The following is a 19,733-nucleotide window of genomic DNA, read 5'->3' as shown; positions in this document are numbered from 1 at the left end:
CCCATCATTGGGCCGTCGACACTGGCGCACCTTACGGGTTTCCGTCACCGCCTGGCAAGCGGCTTCCGGTGGCCGAGCACGTTTCTGGTGAAGGTCACGGGCGCGTGGACCTCGGGGCTCACGCGGAGACGGGGGTCGACGTCGGGGGCGTGATGGTCGGGGAGCTCGGCGCGTCGCTCTCCGATGGCGCGCGCCTCTCCGAGCCGGGGGAGGGGAAGGGGATGACGTTTACTTCGAGCTCGTCGGCGTTCACGGTCTGCTCGGCGTGGCGTAATTGCCGCAGGAGGGCCGCGTTGACGTAGCTTTGCACGGTCATGAGCGCGCCGAGGGTGCCGCCGAGGCCGCGGTCCGGATGGTCGGGCAGGTTCGGGAAGCGGGAGAGGATGCTCTCCGCGCCCGCCTCCGCATAACGTTCGAGCTCGCTCTCGCGGTGCTCCACGGCCACGGCGATACGCGTGAGAGCGTCCGCGATTCGACGATGTCGGTGATCGAGCTCCGCGAAGAGCCGCGCCCGGTCCTCCTCGATGGCGACGAGCTGCGCGCGCGCCGTCTCATGGGCGCGTTGCTCTGCCAGGTAACGCGAGGCGAGCTCGCGCTCGCGGTCGAGGATGCGGGAGTTGTCGTCGAGGAGCGCGCGGATCTTTGCGTCCGCGCGCCGCTGTAAAAAGACCGGCACGGCGAGGGCCAAGCTGGCCATCACGAGCGCGAAGATCCACGTGAGAATCGATTCCATAAATCCCCTCCGAGAACAGCGATACAGGCCAGATGAAGGGCGACGAGCCCGCGCAGCACCCACAGGAGGTAACCCGCCCGGGCTTCGGCGGAAGCGAAGAAAGGGATCGCAGGGAAAGCACACATGGGGATCGCGACGATCGCGACCGAATGCCACGGGCGCGGCGGCTCACGAAGGCGCGCCCATGACGCGAAAGCAGCGAGCTCACCAGCAAGCGCGGCGAGGTGGAGCGCTCCGGCGTAGTGGAACCACGTGGCACCGCGGAGCGCAGGGTAGATCGCCGTCGGAAGCGCCCACGCGGCGAACCATGCGAGTGCCACGGGCCACGGCCGGGAGCCTTTGAAGGTCCATCGAACCCATGCGAGGATCCCGGCTGGCCATGCGAAGAAAAACGCCGAGTTCAGCGCCAGGAATGTGCGGTCTTTGAGACCAGACAGCGGCTCCGGGCCGGGAAGCGGGAGCGCGTCAAGAGTCCATTCGTACAGCCAGTCCAGCACCAACCAACCGCACCATACGCACGCGAGAACGAACGCAGCTTGACGGTCCGCGGAGCGTCGACGGGCGTAGGCGTAGGCCAGACATAGCAGACAAGCCGCGCCGTGCAGAACAAGCGCGACCTGATCGAGACTCATTCGCCGGACTGCGTCTTCCCGCCGTGGGGCGGGTGGCGAAGGTCGGTCGTCGTTCGGCCTCCGTGCGGCGGCGTCCACATATCCGCCGGCAACTTCTCCCGCGTTCGCAGCGCGGCCAGGTCGACGTCATGGGCCATAGGCAGCCCAGCAAAAGACGACGCGACGATTTGAAGGAGATCGAGCCCGGTGATCGGGGCCAGCCCGGCGCTCCTCCGCGCCTCGTTCTCGCGTTCAGCGAGGCGGTCGTAACATTCGAGGAGCTCGGTCGAGAGAGGAAAGGATTTGCCTGACATCATAGGCCCATACTACGCAAAGCGTAGCGAGACGTCTACGACGATACCACGAACCACACGCAAAAAGTCGAGGCCGACCCGAGCGTCTTCGTGCGGCTTGGGAAGGAGCGCACGCTCAGCATCGCGCCTCTGCGGACGACCCTACCGGAGACAAACCGAGGTGTCAAGCGCGGAGACAAACGTTCTGTTCCGGGACCAACCGGGGCAAAGGGCCGTCGTGCACGGCCTTGCACATGCGTCCCTCGCCGCCGGGCGGCCTCGAATCGCGCTGCACACGTCTGTGCTCGTCTTCAGCGCACATCTTCCTTCTTCTCAGGAGGTGGGCCGTAGTACCATGGGGGACAAGGAGCAACACCATGCGAGTGCTCGTCCGCCGTGTCTCTCTCGTCGCCGTGTTCTTTGCGCTTGGTACCCTCGGCGGATGTTCAGACTTCGACGACATGCCTCCGTGCGAACAGAAGGCGGTCGCTTGCCAGAACAGTTGCTTCAAGGCCGGGGCCGGCTCCGCGTGCATGAGTTGCTGCAACGACGCCCACGGCGCGTGCACGAGGGGCGAAACTCACAGCTTCTTCTGGTGTCCCGGGAAGGAATAGCAGGGGCAACCAACCACTCTACGTTTGAGGTCTGGAGGTTTTCATGAAGAAGCTGTTGCTCGCGCTCGTCGTGTTGGCCTCCCTCGGAAGCTCGCGCCCGGGCTGCGGCCCGTACAAGCCGGAGCGCGACCGAGATGAGAATGCGGAGAAGAAGCCGCACAAGGTTCCGGAGATCTGCAACAGATTGTCAATTGATTGCTATCGTAACTGCTTCCGGCGCGAGGCGAGCTATAGCTGCGCCCAATGCTGCGCCACGAATTTTACCCTCTGCGACTTCAACGAAAAATACGACTTCGCCCCCTGTGAGCTGATCGACCCGGCCCCGGCCTCGCCTGCCGACGCCGGCCCCAGCGACGCCGGCTCCGACGCTGCGCCCCCGTCCAATCCGACGAAGTGAGAGCACGCGGACCACGTCGCGCCGCATTTCCCCCGGTGATCGCTGAACACACGGCCTCGATCCTCGACGATTCGTGTTTCGCATTGGGAGAAGACCCCTCCCCGAACGCAGACCTCCGGCGCGAAGCCGCACACGGGCCGTCGCCTCTGCGCGAGGCGTGTCGAGCCGCGAGACAGGACGCTCACGCGCTCGACGGTGAATGTTCGGCCGGCTCGTCGCGCCGCGGGGGAGGGGGACGGCGCGCGTCGAGCCGCCAAACACGCGGCGTCGACCCTCGACGCGCCGTGCTCCGCCGCGTGACCAGGCCGCGCCCAGGCGAGGGGCACGGGGCAGGCGCCGCGATACGCGCCGTCGCTCCTCGACGGCGTGTGTCGAGCCGCCGAACACGCGACGTCGACGTCCGAGGGTGCGTGTTCGGCCCCCTCGACGCCACTCTCAGGCCTTCACGCCCACACGAGCATCTCCGGATCCCACCGCTTCCACGCCCCATCGATCTCCTTGAACAGCTCGCTCCCACCCGCGACCGTCTTGAAGCGCGTCGCCTGCATCTTGGCCATGAAATCGGCCGTCTTTCCCGCGTAACTCGTGGTCACCTCCGTGCCGGAGATCGAATACATCGTGACGACCATCTCCGCGCCGCTCACCTCGGCGATCGTGTAGCCGTGCGTGCTGCTCTCGGCGTGGGCGAGGTGGGGGTTTATCTTCGTCGTCGTATCGAGCAAGAGCTCGTCGATCTGCAACGCGAGGACGGCGGCGGCGGGGATCTGGCTCAGGACGGGGTCGGATTTCACCTGCGAGGCGAGCTCGTCGCGGAAGGGCGTCGAGGAGACGGCGCCGGTCATGAATTCGACGATCTTCTTCGTGGGATCCTGCGCGGCCCACGGCGTGCCGGCCATGAACGCGTGAAGGTCACCCGTCAATGCCACGACGTTGCCGAGGACGCCGATCTTCGCGAGCAGCTCGCTCCGTTTGTCGGGGAAACCGTCCCAGCCCTCGACGCCCATGTAGAAGCGGCGCTGCATATTGGCCGGGATGCCCGCGACCTGGCGCAGGTCGACCTGGACGGGCACGAGGTTGAACTCGTTCGCCCATATCTTCCACGTCTTCCCGGAGCCCGTGAGCGTCTCCAGGAACCACGCCTCCTGCGCGTCACCCATGACGTTTTGTGTCGCGCCATCGGCGGCGTAGCGGAGCGCGCTCATGACGTCGAACGCGTCCTTGTGCACGAAATACCGCGCGCCGATCTGGGCGTAGAAGCCCACCTTGTTGAGGTCGAAAGAGGAGATGCCCCGCGGACGGCCCGCGGGATCCACGGGCAGGAGGGGCGGCTCGGGCGGCGTCGGGCCGGCGTTGACCTGCGCGACGACGGCGTTGATGTAATCGACGCTCACGTTGCCCGTGATCCGCGCAGGGTCATACCCCGAGGCCGCCGCGACCTGCGAGAGCACGGCCTTGTATTGGCCGCCGGCGTGCGTGTCGATGTCGACGTACGGCGTGGCGACCGCGGGGCCGGGTAGGCCAAAGGGGGAGGCGGTGAGCGTGGCCTCGTCGAAGAGGACCGCGCCGGGGAAGGCGTCCTCGGGGATCAGGTGATCGGGCCGGTAGCTCCGGAGGTCCGTCACGACGAGGTGGACGTGCGATCCGTACGTGAAATCGCGATAGATGCGGATGTCGCCCGGGTAGGGGGCGGCGGGGTCGTACTGGAACGCGGGGTCGTCCGGGTCATCGACGGGCTGGTATTCGAACCACGCCTGGTTCGCGGCCTTGCGGCGCGAGACGTCGAGCTCGCTCGCGCGGCCGCTCAGGTAATTGCCGTTCGCGCCCCAGCAGTCGTTGGAGAACTCGTGATCGTCCCAGGTCGGGATCATCGGGACCTGCTCGTGAATGGCCTGGAGCGCCGGATCCGAGCGATACGTGCGGTAGAGATCGCGGTAATTGTCGAGCGATCGAGCCGCGTAGAACGCCTCGTCGCCATTCGCGGAGAGCGCGATCGCCGCGCCGGGATCACGGAAGACGACCTTGCGGGCGTCGTCCGGCGTCTGGAAGGAGGGGTCGCCCGTGGTCTCGTAGATGTAATCGCCGAGGTGCACCACGAAATCGATCTCCTCGGTCGCGAGCGCGAGGAACGTGTTGTAATAACGGCCGACGAAGTCCTGGCAGGTGACGAACGCGAAGCGCACCGGGACGTCGGCGTCCTCCGCGGGCGCCGTCTTCGTGCGGCCGACGCGAGATACGTAAGAAATGCCGTCGCGCTCGTAGATGAATCGATAGTGATACGTCGTGGCCGGCTCGCCGACGATACGCGCCTTGACGCAGTTGTCGTAGGCGGCGAGGGCGCGGAGCCGGATGGGCTCGCCCACGGGAAGCGTGAATGCAGCGTCGCGCGCGACCTCGAGCTCGACGTCGAGGTCCCAGCCCGCCTTTTCGGCGTCGGCGACGCGGGTCCAGACGACGACGCTCCCGGGGCGCGGATCACCCGATGCGACGGATTGCGGGAAATACGCTCTCCCGTCGACGAGCTCCCGAGGGCCCGGGGTGGTCGAGGTGTCGTCGCCGCATCCAGGTACGAAGGCGGCGCCGAGGGTGACGACGGTCGCGCGAAGGAAGCTTCTACGGCTCAGCATCATCGAAATGTGCCAGAGCCGGGGGCCGCCGCGAAAGCGAGAACGATTCTAGCCGCGGTCGCGCGAGGCTCTCTCGCCCGTGGGCGGGAGCCGCACCGTGAACGTCGAGCCTTTGCCGAGCGTGCTCTCGACGTCGATCGTGCCGTTCATGAGCTCCACGAGGTGCTTGACGATGCTGAGGCCGAGGCCCGTGCCGCCGAGGTCCCGCGAGCGGCCCGCGTCGACACGATAAAAGCGCTCGAAGATGCGGCCGAGGTGCTGCGGCGAGATGCCAGGGCCGTCGTCGATCACGCGGATCTCCACGCCGCCGCCGGCCCGCGCCTGCGCAGAGACCGTGACGTGCGCGCCCTCGCCGGCGTATTTCGTGGCGTTGTCGAGCAGGTTCATGAGGACCTGCTCCATGGCGCGGCGATCGACGCGCGCAGGCAGCGGGCCCTCGGCGCGCTCGATGCGGAGCTCGACCCTGCGGCGCTTCGCGGCCTCGTCGAGCAGGCGCGCGACATGGCCGACGACGGGGATCACGTCCTGCTCGACGAGGACCAGGCGGTAGTTCTTGCTCTCGATCTTCGAGAGATCGAGCAGGTCGTCGACGAGCTGCCGGAGGCGCTTGGCGTGACGATCGATGACGTCGACGAACTCGGCGGCCTCCTCGGGCTCGCCGAGCGCGCCGGCGAGCAGCGTCTCGGCCGCGGTGCTGATGGCCGTGACCGGGGTGCGGAGCTCGTGCGAGACGTTCGCCACGAAGTCGGTGCGGATCGTCTCGAGGCGCCGCAGATCCGTGACGTCGTGGAAGACGGCGATGAGGCCACGATCGTTCGCGCCGCGATCGCGGTCCTTTCGGCTCGGGAGCTTGGAGACACGCACGAGGAGCTTGCGCGGCATGAGGCCCGAGAGCTCGACCTCGCGCACGATGGCCTCGCTGCTCGTGTCCGCGCGATCGAGCGCCTCCTGGAGCGAGGCGTTGCGGATGACCTCGATGACGCTCTTGCCGAGCGAGCCTTCGCCGACGAGGGTCATGCCGCGCAGGGCGCGGTTCGCGAGGACGATACGCGCGTCGCCGTCGGTGACGAGCACGCCTTCGTTCATGCCGTCGAGGATCGAGGCGAGCAGGTCGCGCTCGTCGCGCAGCTCCTCGATGGCCGAGAGCAGCTCGCTCGAGAGGCGGTTCAGCGCGCGGCCGAGCTGCGCGGTCTCGTCGGTCCCCTGCGCGGGCGCGTGGACCGCGAGGTTGCCGCCGGCCATCGCGAGCGCGGCCTCGGTCAAGCTGCGGACGGGGCGCGTGAGCAGGTGCGTGCCAAACGCGGCCATCGCGACGGCGGCGGCGATCGCGACGGCGACACCCACGAGCAGGAAGAGGCGCGCGCGTCCGAGGGCGTCGTCGATGCCGGTGAGCGGCAAGGCGATACGCACGACGGCGACGCCGTGCTCCGGCGTCGCGTGGCGGCGCGCCGCGTAGATCATGCGCTGATCGAGGGTGTCGCTGTAGCGGGACGAGCTGCCCGCGCCGGTCGCGAGCGCGGCGATCACCTCTTCGCGGGATCCGTGGTTCTCGACGCGCGCGAGCTCCTCGGCCGCGAGCTCGGAGTCACCGAGGACCACGCCGCCCGGGGCGATGAGCGTGACGCGCCCGCCCGAGAGCGCGCCGAGCTCGTCCGCGAGCTCGTCGAGCGTGTCGCCCACGGCGCACGGCGAAGCCTCGCAGCGGCGGCGTACGATGTCCTCGGCGAGGCGGAGCTCGCCCGTGAGCTGCACCATCGTGCGCTCGATCATGAGCGCCTCGAGCGAGCGGGATCCGAGCCGCTCGATCGCGAAGCCCGCGATCAGCATGAGCACGACCGACGCGGCGATGAGCTTCGCGCGGATGCCGAGGCGGCCGATCATCCGTCCTGGGGCGGGGAGAGCTCGCCGGGCTCGGCGCGGAAGCGGTAGCCGACGCCGCGTACGGTCTCGATGTAGTCACCGGCGACGCCGAGCTTTTCGCGCACGCGTTTGACGTGGGTGTCGACGTTGCGGGTCGTGACGTCGACGTGCGAGCCCCAGACCTCGTCGAGCAGGACGTCGCGGGTCATGACGCGCCCGCGGCGGTCGAAGAGCACGACGAGCAGCTTGAACTCGAGCGCGGTGAAGGTGATCTCCTCGCCGTTCACCCAGGCGCGGTGCGCGGCGCGATCGACGCGCAGGACGCCGAAGTCGAGCTTCGCGCCTTCGGCGGGCGTGCCCTCGGTGCGGCGCAGGATCGCTCTCGCTCGCAGGATGAGCTCGCGCACGGAAAAGGGTTTGACCACGTAGTCGTCGGCGCCGAGCTCGAAGCCAACGACGCGATCCACCTCTTCGCCTCGGGCCGTGACCATGATGACGGGGATACTCGCCGTCTCCGGGTTCTGCTTGAGGCGCTTGCAGACCTCGGTGCCCGGCATGTCGGGCAGCATGAGGTCGAGGATGACGAGGTCGAACGGCTCTTCTTTCACCGCGCGGAGCGCGGTCTCGCCGTTCATCGCGGAGACGACGTCGAACCCCGCACTCTTGAAGTTGTAGGACAGGACGCGCTGGAGATCGCGCTCGTCCTCGACGATGAGAACGTTCGTCGGCATGCGTGGGCCCACCTCTAGCAGCCTTGTGTGACAGGCGCGTGGCGTGCGGTAAAGCACGGGGGCGAGCCGAGCCGTGTGTCGGTCTGCCTCCCTCGATCCGACAATCGCGAGGCGCGGCGCGAGCTTTCCTTGCGCGCACGCCCTCTTTCTTCTAGTAGGGGCGCCTCATGGCTCTGGAGCGCACCCTTTCCATCATCAAGCCCGACGCGGTCGAGAAGAACCACACGGGCGCGATCATCGCCCGCCTCGAGCAGGAGGGCTTCATCATCCGCGCGATGAAGCGGATTCACCTCACCCGCGCCGAGGCCGAAGGCTTCTACGCGGAGCACAAAGGCCGCGGCTTCTTCGACGAGCTCACGACGTTCATGTCGCGCAGCTCGATCGTCGTCATGGCCCTCGAGCGCGAGGACGCGATCGCCAAGTACCGCGAGGTCATCGGCGCGACGAACCCCGCGAACGCGGCCGAAGGCACGATCCGCAAGCTGTACGCCGCGAGCGTCGGCGAGAACGCGGTGCACGGCTCGGACAAGCCCGAGTCCGCGGCGCGCGAGATCGCCTATTTCTTCGCCGGGTACGAAGTCTCGCCCCGCGCGTGACCCCTCCGGTTTGCCCGGAGAGTCCGTTATCCATCGCGCGCGGCGCGGTCCGTGAGGGCCTCGCCGCGCTCGAAGGTTTCTCCGATCTGCTCGGATCCCGCCGCATCGGGCCTCGCGCCCTCGCCCAGGCGAAGGCCGAGATGGTCCCGGCGTGCGAGGCGCTGCGCGAGGCCTTCGCCGGCCTCGAACAAGCGTTCGTCGCGTCGCTCTCTGCCGACGAGGAGGCCCTGGATCAGGCCCGCGCCCTCGCCGCGCACGCAGGCGCGTGTGTCGCCGCCCTCGCCGCGGCGCTCGCCGACGGGGGGCCGCTCTCCGACGCGCGGCGACGCCTCGCGCTCGAGGCCGCCGTTCGCAAGCACGGCGCGGAGCTGCGGGACGCGTTCGCCCTCGGGGAGTTCTTCGCGGCCGCCGTCTCGCCCACGCCGACGGAGCTCGATCTCGTGGACGTCCTGGAGCAGCGGTTCGGCGGCAATCGCGCCGCCGAGGAGGGCGCGCTGCGGATCGTGGTGGAGGCGCCGCGGCCCTCGTGGCTCGTGGCCGATCGGCACGTGCTCGGGGGGCTCGTGGAGCTCGCCGCGCCGATCGCGTCGCGCCGCGGGGCCGTGGCGGCGCGGCTCGGCGTCGCGCGTTCGGCCGGGGGCGGTCTCGTGGTTCGGCTGAGCCCGTCTTCGCGGAACGGCGCGCCGGCGCGGCTCGTCCTGAACGTGACGGCGCGGGGCGAGGTGCCGAACGCCCTCGACATCGCGCGCGTGGCCGCGCGCCGCGCCAAGCTCGGCCTCGTGATCGACGCTGCCGCAGGGACGGTGACGATCGAGAGCGAGCGCGAGGTGAGCTGATTCCGTGCTATTTGGCCCGGAATGACGAACCTCGCCGACTCCCTCGCGCCGCTCGTCTCGGCCGCCTTCGCCGACCGCTCGTTGCTGAAAGATCCCGCGCACGAGCGCGCCGTCCTCGAGACGATCGACGCGCTCGATCGTGGCGCGCTTCGCGTCGCCGAGCCCGTCTCCGAGGGCAAGTGGGTGACACATGCGTGGGTGAAGCAGGCCATCCTGCTCTACTTCGCCGTCCAGAAGATGTCGGTCATGGAGGCGGGGCCGCTCGAGTTCCACGACAAGATCCCGCTCAAGCGTGGCCTCGAGGCCGCGGGCGTGCGGGTCGTGCCGCCGGGCGCGGTGCGGTACGGCGCGTTCCTCGAGCCGGGCGCGATCCTCATGCCGGGTTACGTGAACATCGGCGCGCGCGTGGGCGCAGGGACGATGGTCGATACGTGGGCGACCGTGGGATCGTGCGCGCAGATCGGCCGCGACTGCCACCTCGCGGGCGGCGTCGGGATCGGCGGCGTGCTCGAGCCGCCGAGCGCGCAGCCCGTCATCATCGAGGACGGCGTGTTCGTCGGCTCGCGCGTGATCGTGGTCGAGGGCGTGATCGTGGAGCGCGAGGCCGTGCTCGGCGCGGGCGTCGTGCTCACGGCGTCGACCGCGATCCTCGACGTCACCGGATCCGAGGTCGTCGAGCACCGCGGCCGCGTGCCCGCGCGCAGCGTCGTCATCCCGGGCATGCGGCCGAAGAGGTTCCCCGCGGGCGAGTTCGGCGTGCCTTGCGCGCTCATCATCGGCAAGAGAAGCGAGTCCACCGATCGCAAGGTCTCGCTCAACGCCGCGCTCCGGGACTTCGCGGTGCCGGTATGAGCGAGCTCGAAGCGCGGCTCGTCGAGACGCTCCTCTGGCTCTGCAACATCCCCTCGCCGACGGGCGAGGAGCGCTCGATCGCCGACGCGGTCCTGGAGCGCGTCTCCCGCGCGCCGCTCGCGGCGCCGCCGCGCCGGCATGGCGACTCCATCGTCGTGCCCGTCACGCGTGGCACGGGTGGCCCGCGTGTCGCGCTCGTGGGTCACCTCGACGTCGTGCGCACGACACACGAGGGGCCGCCACGCGTGGAGGGCGACAAGCTCTACGGCCCCGGCGCCTCCGACATGAAGTCGGGCCTCGCGCTCATGCTCGATCTGCTGGAGCACGGGGCGCGCGAGATCGCGGGCTGCGATCTCACGTTGATCTTCTACGCACGCGAGGAGGGGCCGTACGCGGACAACGAGCTCGGCCGGGTCCTCGCGGACGATCCCGAGGCGACGGCCGTGGACCTCGCCGTCTGCATGGAGCCCTCCGACAACAAGCTCAGCCTCGGCGCGTCGGGCTCGATCCACGCGCGGCTCACGTTCGAGGGGCGCACGGCGCACAGCGCGCGGCCGTGGCAAGGCGAAAACGCCATCCACAAGGCCGGGCCGTTCCTCGCGGAGCTCGGCGCGCGTGAGCCGCGCACCGTGGTCCTCGACGGGCTGACGTACCGCACGGTCACGTCCGTGACCCTCGCGGAGGGCGGCCGCGGGCGGAACGTCATCCCCGACGTGTTCACGCTCAACCTGAACCACCGCTTCTCGCCCGACACCTCGATCGCCGAGGCGCAAGGCGACATCGAGGCGCTCGTTGCCAACCGCGCGCGGATCGAGTGGACCGATCTCTCCCCGTCGGCGCCGCCGCACGCGTCGCACCCGCTCGTGGTCGCGCTGCGCGAGGCGGGCGTGGCCGGCGTGGAGGCGAAGCAGGCGTGGACCGATGTCGCGCGTTTCGCCGCGCTCTCCGTGCCCGCGGTGAACTGGGGCCCGGGGGTGAACGCGCAGGCGCATCAGCGGAACGAGTGGACGTCGATCGCGCTGCTCGTCGCGGGGCGCGCCATCCTCGGGCGGTTCTTCGAGGCGATCGGGCGGCGCTAGCCGCCGACGTGCACGAGCGAGTACACGGCCGGCCGTGTGCCGTCGTCGTCGCCGTCGAGCCGGGATCGCCCCGCGAGGAAGTCGAGCTCCACCACGAACGCGAAGGCCGCGACGACGCCGCCTTGCCTGCGCGCGAGCTCCGCGGCCGCGCTCGCCGTGCCGCCCGTGGCGAGCACGTCGTCGACGATGAGCACACGCGCGCCTCGTGGGATCGAGTCGACGTGCATCTCGAGCTCGGCCTCGCCGTACTCGAGCGCGTACGTCAGCCGATCCGTCTTCCACGGCAGCTTGCCGAGCTTGCGCACGGGCACGAAGCCCGCGTTGAGCCGCGTCGCCACCGCGCCGCCGAAGATGAACCCGCGCGACTCGATGCCCACCACGAGGTCGATTCGCTCGCCGACGAACCGCTCCGCGAGCAGATCGATCGTGATGTGCAGCGCGCGGGGATCCGCGAGCAGCGGCGTGATGTCCTTGAACAGGATGCCCGGCTTGGGGAAGTCCGGCACGTCGCGGAGCCGTGATTCGAGGTACACGAGCGCGTGCGCCCCGGGGAGCTTGTCGGGATCGAACGAGGTCATCGTGATGGAATCTAGCCTTCGCGTTCGCCCAAGGAAACGGCCGCGCACGCCGCCACGCAGAGGTCGCGGTGCTCGGGCGACGAGAGGTCGAGCGTGAGGGGTGTGACGCCGACGGCGCCCTCGTCGAAGGCCTCGGTGTCCGAGCCGTGCACGTGATCGTGCCGCACGCCGCCGCCGCCGATCCAGAGGTACTCCTGGCCGCGTGGATCTTCCCGGAAGATCACGCTCTCCGTGTAGAGGCGCGCGCCGATCTTCGTGGGCCGCACGGGCCAGGCGTCGCCCGGCGGGACGTTCACGTTGAAGAGCGGCGCGCGCGCCCCCGGCGAGCGCCGGAAGGCCTCGAGCGTCTCCATCGCGATACGCGCGCCGATCGCAGCCGCGGCGCGTCGATCGGCCTTCGCGTCGGCCGACACCGCGACCGCCGGCACCCCGCGCATCGCGCCCTCACGCGCGGCGGCGACCGTGCCCGAGTAGAACACGTCCACGCCGAGGTTCAGCCCGTGGTTCATCCCGGACACCACGAGGTCGGGCTTGCGCGGGAGGACCCGGCCGTTCGAGTGCATCGCGACGTAGACACAGTCGGCCGGCGTCCCGTCGATGGCGAACACGTCCTCGGAGACCGTTCGAAGCCGTAAGATCCGGTGCAGGCTGAGCGAGTGGCTCGTCGCGCTCTGGTTCACCTCGGGCGCGCACACGACCACGCGGCCGTACCGGGCGAGCTCCTGCGCGAGCGCGCGCAGGCCCTCGGAGGCGTATCCATCGTCGTTCGAGAGCAGGATGAGCGGGCGCGTGTCCTCCACGGTCAACCTCCGAGCAGGCGCTTCGGCAGCGCGGCGACGAGTTCGAAGACCGCGGCGATACGGCCGAACAGGCCCGCCCCGCCCCGGGCGCGCGCCATCGCGAAGGCGATCTTGCGGAGCACGGGCGTGTACGGGTACCACCAGAGCTCCCGCGCGGCGCGGCTCCGGTCCTCGAGCACGAACTGCGGACGCGTCAGCTCGGCGAGGGCGTGCGGGCTGTTCGTGATGCCGTAGCCGCTCTCGCCCGTGCCCGTCCAGGGCGCCGCGGCCACGGCCGCCGTGAACCCGTGGTTGTTGATCGTCACCACGCCCGTCTTGAGCCTACGCGCGAGCTCGTGCGCCGCGCCCACGCGCCGCGTCCACAGGCTCGTCGTCAGCCCGAACGTCGACGCGTTCACCCGCGTGATCGCGTCCTCCACCCCGTCCACGATCACGATCGGCAGGAGGGGCCCGAACGTCTCCTCGCGCAGGAGCGGCGTGTCCTCGTGATCGAGCTTCACGACCGTCGGCGCGAACGCGAGCGACCCTTCCTCGGGCGCGCCTCCCGCGAGCACCTCCGCGCCGCTCGCCACGGCCTCCGCGAGGTGACGCCGCACGATGTCGCATTGCCGCGAGGTCGTGAGCACGGCCGTGTCGCGGCCCGGCTCGAGCTTCTTCGTCAGCTCCACGATCTTCGGCACGAGCTTCTCGGCGATCGACCGATCCACGTACACGCGCTCGATCGACGCGCAGTTCTGCCCCGCGTTCGTGAACGCGCCCCACACGATGCCGTTCGCCGTGCGCTCGACGGGCGCGTCGGCCATCACGATGGCCGCGTCCTTGCCGCCGAGCTCGAGCGAGCACGGGATCAGCCGCTCGGCGCAGCGCACCGCCACGCGCCTGCCCGTCGCCACGCTGCCCGTGAAGACCACGACGTCTGCCTCGTCGACGATCGCCGCGCCCACATCGCCGCCGCCTTGCACGAGCGCGAGCAGCCCGTCCGGCAGGAGCCCTTCGAAGAGCGACGCCACGAGCGCGCCCGCCCGCGGCGTGACCTCGCTCGGCTTGAAGAGCACGGCGTTGCCGGCGAGCAGCGCCGGGACGATGGTCCGGAGCGGGATCGCCACGGGGTAGTTCCACGGCGTGATCAGCCCGACGAGCCCTCGCGGCGCCTTGTGGATCCGCCCGAGCTTGCCCGGGTAGGCGAGGGGATCGAGCTCGATCGTCGTGCCTTCGAGCAGCTCCTCGATCGAATCGGTCCAGTAGTCGACGAGGTCGGCGTTCGGCAGCACCTCGGCGAGCGCGGCCTCCTCGATGGGCTTGCCGCACTCGTGGTGCAGGAGGTCCGCGATCTCCTCGGCGCGCGCGAGCAGCCGCTGCTTCACGGGCGCGATCACGCTCGCCCGCTCCCGCGCCGTCTTCTTCGACCAGGCCTCCTGCGCCGCGCGCGCCTTGCGAGCGAGCTCGGGGATCTCGCTCGGCGGCGTCGCCGTCACGGGCGACAACGCGGACCCATCGAGCGGGCTTTGCGCGGGGAAGGGGCCGTCTTGCGCGGGCTCTGCGCTCGTCTCGTTCGTCTCGTTCGTCCCGGGGGCGGCCGCCTGCGCCTCCGACGGCTGCTCGTCTTGCTGCACGTCCATGCGGCGCGGAGCCTATCACGCGTGCCCCTGAAACGAAGAAGCCCCGAGGTGTGGACCTCGAGGCTTCTCCGCGTCACGCCGCGTCGCGCGGCGGGCCTTCAGGGCACGTTGATGGTCATGTCGTTTGCCTTCTGGCAGTTGATCATCCTCGACTCGCCCGGCGTGAGCCACTTGGCCTTCACCGGGTTCGTCTCGCCGGGCTCGGCGAGACGCAGGAACTTCGGACCACAATCGACCTCGACCGCCTCGCCCGTGCTCCCGACCAGCTTGCCGGTCAGGAAGACGAGCGCCTCCTTGTTCGAGGTCACGGTCAGGATGCCGCGCGTCGGCGGCAGCGTCGCCGGATCCTTCGCCGGCGGCGCCTCCGCGGTCGGCGCGGCGCTGGCCTCGGGCCCGGCCGACGCGCTGCCTGCAGGGGCGGCCGACGCGCTGCCCGGGGGCGCGGCCGCGGTGTCCGTCGCGGTCGGCGCGGCTGCTGCGGTGTCCGTGGGGGTCGGCGCGGCCTGGACCGTCTCCGTGGGCGTGGGCGTGGGCGGAGGCGTCACGGCGCCGCCCGGGTTTCCGGGCAACGTCGTGCCGGGCAAGCCGGGGATCCAGCCCTTCTGCATCGCCACGAACGCGCCCGCGCCGATGAGCAAGAGCGCCGCGGCCACGAGGAGCCAGCCCGGCAAGCCCTTCTTCGGCTCCGGCTTCGTCTCCTCGGGCTCGGGCACGGGCTTCGCCACGACCGGCTTCTTCTCCGGCTTGGCGATCGGCTTCGCCTCGTCCACCGGCTTCTTCGTCGGCAGCGGCGGCTTCGCGGTCGGCTTCTTCTCGGGCTCCGGCTTCGGCTCGAGCTCTGCGGCGCCGAGCTCGATGGAGGCCTCGGGCTCGGGCTCGGGCTTCTTCTCGGGCTCCGGCTTGCGCACGGACTCCGGCTTCTTCTCGGGCGCTGCGGCCTCGATCTCGATGGCGGCTTCGGGCTCGGGCTTCTTCTCGGCCTCGGGCTCGATCGTGATCTCGGGCTTCTTCTCGGGCGCTGCGGCCTCGATCTCGAGCTCGATGGCGGCTTCGGGCTCGGGCTTCGTCTCGAGGGTGGGCTTCTCGGGCTCCGGCTTGCGTACGGACTCCGGCTTCTTCTCGGGCTCGGCCGTCTTGGCGAGGGCAGCGGCGAGGGCGGCGCTCGGCTTGGAGGTCGAGGCGGGCTCGAAGAGCTTCGTCGGCTCGGCGTCGTCGATGTCGGCGTCGGCGTCGATCGCCGAGGGCAAACCCGTGCTCGTGGTCTCCGGCTTCTTCTCGGTGCCGAGGAGCGCCTCGACCTGCTCGGGCGCGAGTGCGTTCATCGGCGCGGTGATCGCGTCCGTGTCCTGGAGCGGCGCCGGGCGGGAATCGCCCACCTCTTCGCCGTCGCCCACGCCGGGGATCGTCCTCTTGAGCTCGTCGACCGGCTTCGCGGCGGGCTTCGTCACGATCGGCGTCGCGGTGAGCTTGGGCATCGCCGCCGCGGGTTTGGCGGCGGTCGCGGCCGGCGTCACCGCGGGCTTCGCGGCCGTGGTGACGGGCGTGATGGGCTTCGGGCCCGGGATGGCCGGTGGTTTGGCGGCGATGGGCGCGGGTTTGGCGGCCGTGGTGACGGGCGTGATGGGCTTCGGGCCCGGCACGACGGCCGGTTTCGCGGCCGTGGTGATGGGCTTGGCGGCTGCGGCCGGGGGCGTCTTCGGGGTGCCTTCCTTGAGCCCGGGCAGCGGGGCTGCGATGGCCACGGCCTTCGGGGGCGGCGCGTCCTTCGTGGGACCGTCGTCCCAGAGGTCTTCGCCGAGATCGGGCTTCTTCGTGACGATCGGCGTCGCGGCCTCGCTGATCGCGGGGATCGCGGGCCCGACCACGTCGTCCCCGGGCTTCGCGATGAGCGAACCGAGCCCGACACGCTCGGGCCTGGGCGCCGCAGCGTTCTTCTGGACCTTCTCGAGGAGCGCTTCGAGCGCCGCGATTCGTTGTTCGACGTTCACAGCCTCGGGAGGATACCCGACCGCGTGGCGGATGACGAGGATCCGACAGCTTGCGCAAGAAACTTGCGTTGGGGGGTCACCGCTTTGGCGGGCAAGGTCGTGGATGGTCTTGCCCTCTCCCGTTGGAAGAACTGCGCGATGCGCAGTTCTTCCACCCTCGGTCCAGGCCGTGCCTGGTCCGGGGGTGAAGGGGGGCGGAGGAACACCCTAGCAGGCGACCCCCGGATTTCCGCGGATTTTCAGGGGTCGCCCTTCGCCGGTCCCCCCTTCAAGCGCACCGAAACACCCCCTTTCGAGGGGGGTCTGAACGATTCCGGAACGATTCCGGAACGGATGAACGAACCCCCGGAACAACCTCGAACGTCGTCAGGATGGCACCCCATGCGAGGGTGCGCGGCGCTCGACGTGGGCCTCGTGCTCGCCGGACGCCGGCCCCAGCTCGTCGGCCTCGTGCATCGAGGGGCGCGGCGCTCGACGTCGGCCTCGTGCTCGTCGGCCTCGTGCATCCAGGCGGAGCGGCGCTCGACGTCGGCCTCGTGCTCGTCGGCCTTGGGCTCGACATGGGCCTCGTGCTCGTCGGCCTCGTGCATCGAGGGGCGCGGCATTCGACGCGGGCCTCGCGCTCGCCGGACGCCGGCCCCAGCTCGTCGGCCTCGTGCATCGAGGGGCGCGGCGCTCGACGTGGGCCTCGTGCTCGTCGGCCTTGGGCTCGACGTGGACCTCGTGCTCGTCGGCCTCGTGCATCGAGGGGGCGCGGCGCTCGACGTCGGCCTCGTGCTCGTCGGCCTCGTGCATCGAGGGGCGCGGCGCTCGATGTGGGCCTTGTGCTCGTCGGCCTCGTGCATCGAGGGGGCGCAGCGCTCGACGTCGGCCTCGTGCTCGTTGGACGCTGGCCCCAGCTCGCCGGCCTCGGGCTCGACGCGGGCCTCGTGCTCGTCGGCCTCGTGCATCGAGGAGCGCGGAGCTCGACGTGGGCCTTGTGCTCGTCGGCCTCGTGCATCGAGGCGGCGCGGCATTCGACGCGGGCCTCGCGCTCGCCGGACGCCGGCCCCAGCTCGTCGGCCTCGTGCATCGAGGGGCGCGGCGCTCGACGTGGGCCTCGTGCTCGTCGGCCTCGTGCATCGAGGGGCGCGGCGCTCGACGCGGGCCTCGTGCTCGTCGGACGCCGGCCCCAGCTCGTTGGCCTCGTGCATCGAGGGGCGCGGCGCTCGACGTGGGCCTCGTGCTCGTCGGCCTCGTGCATCGAGGGGCGCGGCGCTCGACGCGGGCCTCGTGCTCGTCGGCCTCGTGCATCGAGGCGGCGCGGCATTCGACGCGGGCCTCGCGCTCGCCGGACGCCGGCCCCAGCTCGTTGGCCTCGTGCATCGAGGGGCGCGGCGCTCGACGTGGGCCTCGTGCTCGTCGGCCTCGTGCATCGAGGCGGCGCGGCGCTCGACGCCGGCCTCGTGCTCGTCGCCCTGGACGCCGGCCCCAGCTCGTCGGCCTCGTGCATCGAGGCGGCGCGGCGAGCGGCGAGCGTCGGAATCTTCCCCGAGGTCTCGCGGCCGTGACCGCGCTCGACCGCGTACGTCTGCGGGCTCGACGTCGGGGGGCGGGTTTGGCGCGACCGACCCCGAGGCCATCGAGGGGCGGCGCTCGATGCCGGTCCCAGCTCGTCAGCCTCGTGTAGCGAGGGGGTGCGGCGAGCGGCGAGCGTCGAAATCTCCCCCGAGGTCTCGCGGCCGTGACCGCGCCCGACCGCGCACATTCGCGGGCCCGACGTGGGAGGCGGGCGCGTCGCCACCGACCCCGAGGCCATCGAGGGGCGGCGCTCGACGTGCGCCTCGTGCTCGCCGACCTCGGGCATCGAGGCGGCGCAGCGCTCGACCGCGAAGATTCGCAGGCCCGACGTGGGGGGCGGGGTCCCTGGGGGCATTGAGGCGGCGCGGCGAGGTCGGTCGCTATGGAGATCTTCCCGGAGGTCTCGGCGCCTCGACCGAGCACACCAGGGTTGATCACTGGCCTGCGGTAGCGCCGCATCGCACGACGTGGTACGAATTACTGTCGTCGGCTCTGGCTCGGCAAGCTGGCTCGTGCCGAACAAGTACTGCAGATAAGATGCAGTGCACGAGCAGTCGTCGCGATCTCTGCGAAGTACGATCCCAACATGAGCAAGCTACATCGGCAATCATCACCATGGCTGCCCGGCCCGCATATTGTACCCGAATTCCGCGTGGTTATCTCTGACAGCGGGCGCCGCGTGCGAATTCCGTTAGACGGGCCATGCGTGTGCGGATCTACTCGACGTCTTCGCTACTGCTGTGATTATGGTGAGAGCCCGGCACCACTTGCAGCTGCAAAGACAACCCCAAAGCTGCCGCAAACGGGGTACTCACACCCCAAATGCTATGCACTGGCGCTGGAGGATTGCGATCGGAAGATCAGTCGGGAGCACTATTTTTCCAAAGGACTTGTGAGAGCCTATGCGCTTTCTCGTTCGGCATCCGATACCATTCGAGTTATGCGGCCAAACAAGCCCGATATGGAACTACCATCCGAGCAGGCACTTCAGTCGAATATACTATGTCGTCGGCACAATTCTGCTCTCAGTGTTCTTGATGCCAGCGCGGAGCGCCTATTTCGTGCGATTCACGAAGGCACCAAGGTGGTCCCGGCATACAACTGTCGTGTCATTGCTGGCAAAAACCTGGAGCTTTGGATTCTTAAGGTTCTGTGCGGCTCCTTCGCTGCTGATGGCATAAAAGTTCCGGTTGATTGGCTTCGGCTGCTTTTTGGTTATACGGATCTTGCTGCACCCTCCGGACTTTATATGCAAGTCCCAGTCAACAAAACTATCGAATCGGCCTGGTCCGTCAGCCTTGGCGCATACCAAGACGATCGCGGCACGTCGGGAGCCGAAGTGTCACTTTGTGGGGTACGCTTCATTCTGGACCTTCGAGGGGAGCGGCGAGCGCACCGTAAAAGCGATATCGGTTCGATGAAATTGTATCGTCCCAGGGGCATCTGGTTTGATCATTCGGGGGCAACAACCTTCTATTTGTGGCTTGATTGGGGCGTCGCTCCTGCGGCTTACGAGTCTGTCGTGCTCGACGTCCTGTGATGCACGCTGATGACTGGACACTCGGGTAGGCCGACGCGCCCGGACCGCGCTCGACCGCGTAAATGCGCCTGCCTTGCATGGGGGCGGGTGCCTCGCGACCGACCCCGAGGCCATCGAGGGGCGCGGCGCTCGACGCCGGTCTCGTGCTCGTCGGCCTCGTGCATCGAGGGTAGGTCCTCGCCCACCCCCGTCCTGACGCCCCGTGTCCCTCGTGCCCAGGCTCCCCGCCGGAAGGAGCCTCAACATGGGTACGGAACAACAAGCGGCAGCCATTCGTGCGGAGGTCTCGCGCATCGAGGGCCGACGGGGTCGCGGCAAGGCATACCCCCTTTCGCTTCGACGGAAGGCGGTTTCGTATTACAGCGCGAGACGCGAGCAGGGCGCATCGCAGCGTGACATCGGTCTCGAACTCGGGATCTGCT

General features: G+C 69.6%; 16 protein-coding genes. 7 read left to right on the top strand and 9 right to left on the bottom strand.

Going from position 1 to position 19,733, the window contains the following annotated elements; all coding sequences use genetic code 11:
* Positions 1–118: 118 nt before the first annotated feature.
* Positions 119–733 carry a hypothetical protein gene (locus tag GF068_RS07085; RefSeq protein WP_153818575.1) on the bottom strand — a complete coding sequence of 205 codons (615 nt, stop codon included), beginning with the start codon at positions 731–733 and terminating at the stop codon, positions 119–121.
* On the bottom strand, positions 697–1,365 hold the full coding sequence (locus GF068_RS07080) for a hypothetical protein (protein WP_153818574.1): 669 nt from the start codon (positions 1,363–1,365) through the stop codon (positions 697–699). Before GF068_RS07080 ends, GF068_RS07085 begins: the two co-directional genes overlap by 37 nt.
* 929 nt (positions 1,366–2,294) lie before the next feature.
* On the opposite strand from GF068_RS07080, the gene GF068_RS07075 reads away from it, so the two are divergent.
* Positions 2,295–2,648, top strand: coding sequence for a hypothetical protein (locus GF068_RS07075; protein WP_153818573.1), 354 nt, complete (start codon positions 2,295–2,297; stop codon positions 2,646–2,648).
* 443 nt (positions 2,649–3,091) lie between these two features.
* Here the strand turns inward: GF068_RS07075 and GF068_RS07070 are convergent, their stop codons facing one another.
* From GF068_RS07070 to GF068_RS07060, 3 genes are read right to left on the bottom strand one after another with little or no spacing between them, the layout of a single operon-like run.
* Positions 3,092–5,272, bottom strand: coding sequence for an alkaline phosphatase D family protein (locus GF068_RS07070; RefSeq protein WP_153819113.1), 2,181 nt, complete (start codon positions 5,270–5,272; stop codon positions 3,092–3,094).
* A 48-nt stretch (positions 5,273–5,320) separates the two neighbouring features.
* Complete coding sequence (locus GF068_RS07065) at positions 5,321–7,153, bottom strand: HAMP domain-containing sensor histidine kinase (RefSeq protein ID WP_240806720.1); 1,833 nt, start codon at positions 7,151–7,153, stop codon at positions 5,321–5,323.
* Positions 7,150–7,863: a response regulator gene (locus tag GF068_RS07060; RefSeq protein ID WP_153818572.1), complete on the bottom strand. Its 714-nt coding sequence runs from the start codon at positions 7,861–7,863 to the stop codon at positions 7,150–7,152. Before GF068_RS07060 ends, GF068_RS07065 begins: the two co-directional genes overlap by 4 nt.
* A gap of 167 nt (positions 7,864–8,030) precedes the next feature.
* On the opposite strand from GF068_RS07060, the gene ndk reads away from it, so the two are divergent.
* From ndk to dapE, 4 genes are read left to right on the top strand one after another with little or no spacing between them, the layout of a single operon-like run.
* Entirely contained in the window at positions 8,031–8,459 is a 429-nt protein-coding gene (gene ndk, locus GF068_RS07055; RefSeq protein ID WP_153818571.1) for a nucleoside-diphosphate kinase, read from the top strand.
* A complete protein-coding gene (locus tag GF068_RS07050) occupies positions 8,456–9,295 on the top strand; it encodes a hypothetical protein (protein WP_153818570.1) in 840 nt (279 codons plus the stop codon). The genes ndk and GF068_RS07050 overlap by 4 nt, the downstream gene beginning before the upstream one ends.
* A 21-nt stretch (positions 9,296–9,316) precedes the next feature.
* Positions 9,317–10,147: a 2,3,4,5-tetrahydropyridine-2,6-dicarboxylate N-succinyltransferase gene (locus GF068_RS07045; RefSeq protein ID WP_153818569.1), complete on the top strand. Its 831-nt coding sequence runs from the start codon at positions 9,317–9,319 to the stop codon at positions 10,145–10,147.
* Complete coding sequence (gene dapE, locus GF068_RS07040; RefSeq protein WP_153818568.1) at positions 10,144–11,226, top strand: succinyl-diaminopimelate desuccinylase; 1,083 nt, start codon at positions 10,144–10,146, stop codon at positions 11,224–11,226. Before GF068_RS07045 ends, dapE begins: the two co-directional genes overlap by 4 nt.
* Here the strand turns inward: dapE and GF068_RS07035 are convergent.
* The 4 genes from GF068_RS07035 to GF068_RS07020 form a co-directional block, all read right to left on the bottom strand.
* The gene (locus GF068_RS07035; RefSeq protein WP_153818567.1) at positions 11,223–11,804 is read right to left on the bottom strand and encodes an adenine phosphoribosyltransferase; all 582 of its coding nucleotides are present in this window, start codon (positions 11,802–11,804) and stop codon (positions 11,223–11,225) included. The genes dapE and GF068_RS07035 overlap by 4 nt on opposite strands.
* 11 nt (positions 11,805–11,815) lie before the next feature.
* Complete coding sequence (gene surE / locus GF068_RS07030) at positions 11,816–12,604, bottom strand: 5'/3'-nucleotidase SurE (RefSeq protein WP_338046262.1); 789 nt, start codon at positions 12,602–12,604, stop codon at positions 11,816–11,818.
* A gap of 2 nt (positions 12,605–12,606) precedes the next feature.
* A complete protein-coding gene (locus GF068_RS07025; RefSeq protein WP_153818565.1) occupies positions 12,607–14,223 on the bottom strand; it encodes an aldehyde dehydrogenase family protein in 1,617 nt (538 codons plus the stop codon).
* A 98-nt stretch (positions 14,224–14,321) separates the two neighbouring features.
* Entirely contained in the window at positions 14,322–16,211 is a 1,890-nt protein-coding gene (locus GF068_RS07020; protein WP_153818564.1) for a hypothetical protein, read from the bottom strand.
* Positions 16,212–17,596: 1,385 nt separating this feature from the next.
* Here GF068_RS07020 and GF068_RS07015 point away from each other — a divergent pair.
* Both GF068_RS07015 and GF068_RS07010 read left to right on the top strand, forming a co-directional pair.
* A complete protein-coding gene (locus GF068_RS07015; protein WP_153818563.1) occupies positions 17,597–17,761 on the top strand; it encodes a hypothetical protein in 165 nt (54 codons plus the stop codon).
* A 596-nt stretch (positions 17,762–18,357) separates the two neighbouring features.
* On the top strand, positions 18,358–19,311 hold the full coding sequence (locus GF068_RS07010; protein ID WP_153818562.1) for a hypothetical protein: 954 nt from the start codon (positions 18,358–18,360) through the stop codon (positions 19,309–19,311).
* Positions 19,312–19,733: the final 422 nt, after the last annotated feature.

The organism is Polyangium spumosum, assembly GCF_009649845.1.
GTDB lineage: Bacteria > Myxococcota_A > Polyangia > Polyangiales > Polyangiaceae > Polyangium > Polyangium spumosum.
The sequence above is the reverse complement of the archived record's forward strand: the minus strand, read 5'-3'. Positions and strand labels throughout refer to the sequence as shown.

What these genes read in the sequence shown, in the direction of transcription:
- GF068_RS07060 (WP_153818572.1), bottom strand. Translation starts at nt 7,863, where the DNA reads ATGCCGACGAACGTTCTCATCGTCGAGGACGAGCGCGATCTCCAGCGC.
- GF068_RS07070 (WP_153819113.1), bottom strand. Translation starts at nt 5,272, where the DNA reads ATGCTGAGCCGTAGAAGCTTCCTTCGCGCGACCGTCGTCACCCTCGGC.
- GF068_RS07025 (WP_153818565.1), bottom strand. Translation starts at nt 14,223, where the DNA reads ATGGACGTGCAGCAAGACGAGCAGCCGTCGGAGGCGCAGGCGGCCGCC.
- dapE (WP_153818568.1), top strand. Translation starts at nt 10,144, where the DNA reads ATGAGCGAGCTCGAAGCGCGGCTCGTCGAGACGCTCCTCTGGCTCTGC.
- GF068_RS07080 (WP_153818574.1), bottom strand. Translation starts at nt 1,365, where the DNA reads ATGAGTCTCGATCAGGTCGCGCTTGTTCTGCACGGCGCGGCTTGTCTG.
- GF068_RS07035 (WP_153818567.1), bottom strand. Translation starts at nt 11,804, where the DNA reads ATGACCTCGTTCGATCCCGACAAGCTCCCCGGGGCGCACGCGCTCGTG.
- GF068_RS07045 (WP_153818569.1), top strand. Translation starts at nt 9,317, where the DNA reads ATGACGAACCTCGCCGACTCCCTCGCGCCGCTCGTCTCGGCCGCCTTC.
- GF068_RS07010 (WP_153818562.1), top strand. Translation starts at nt 18,358, where the DNA reads ATGAGCAAGCTACATCGGCAATCATCACCATGGCTGCCCGGCCCGCAT.
- GF068_RS07065 (WP_240806720.1), bottom strand. Translation starts at nt 7,153, where the DNA reads ATGATCGGCCGCCTCGGCATCCGCGCGAAGCTCATCGCCGCGTCGGTC.
- GF068_RS07085 (WP_153818575.1), bottom strand. Translation starts at nt 733, where the DNA reads ATGGAATCGATTCTCACGTGGATCTTCGCGCTCGTGATGGCCAGCTTG.
- GF068_RS07075 (WP_153818573.1), top strand. Translation starts at nt 2,295, where the DNA reads ATGAAGAAGCTGTTGCTCGCGCTCGTCGTGTTGGCCTCCCTCGGAAGC.
- ndk (WP_153818571.1), top strand. Translation starts at nt 8,031, where the DNA reads ATGGCTCTGGAGCGCACCCTTTCCATCATCAAGCCCGACGCGGTCGAG.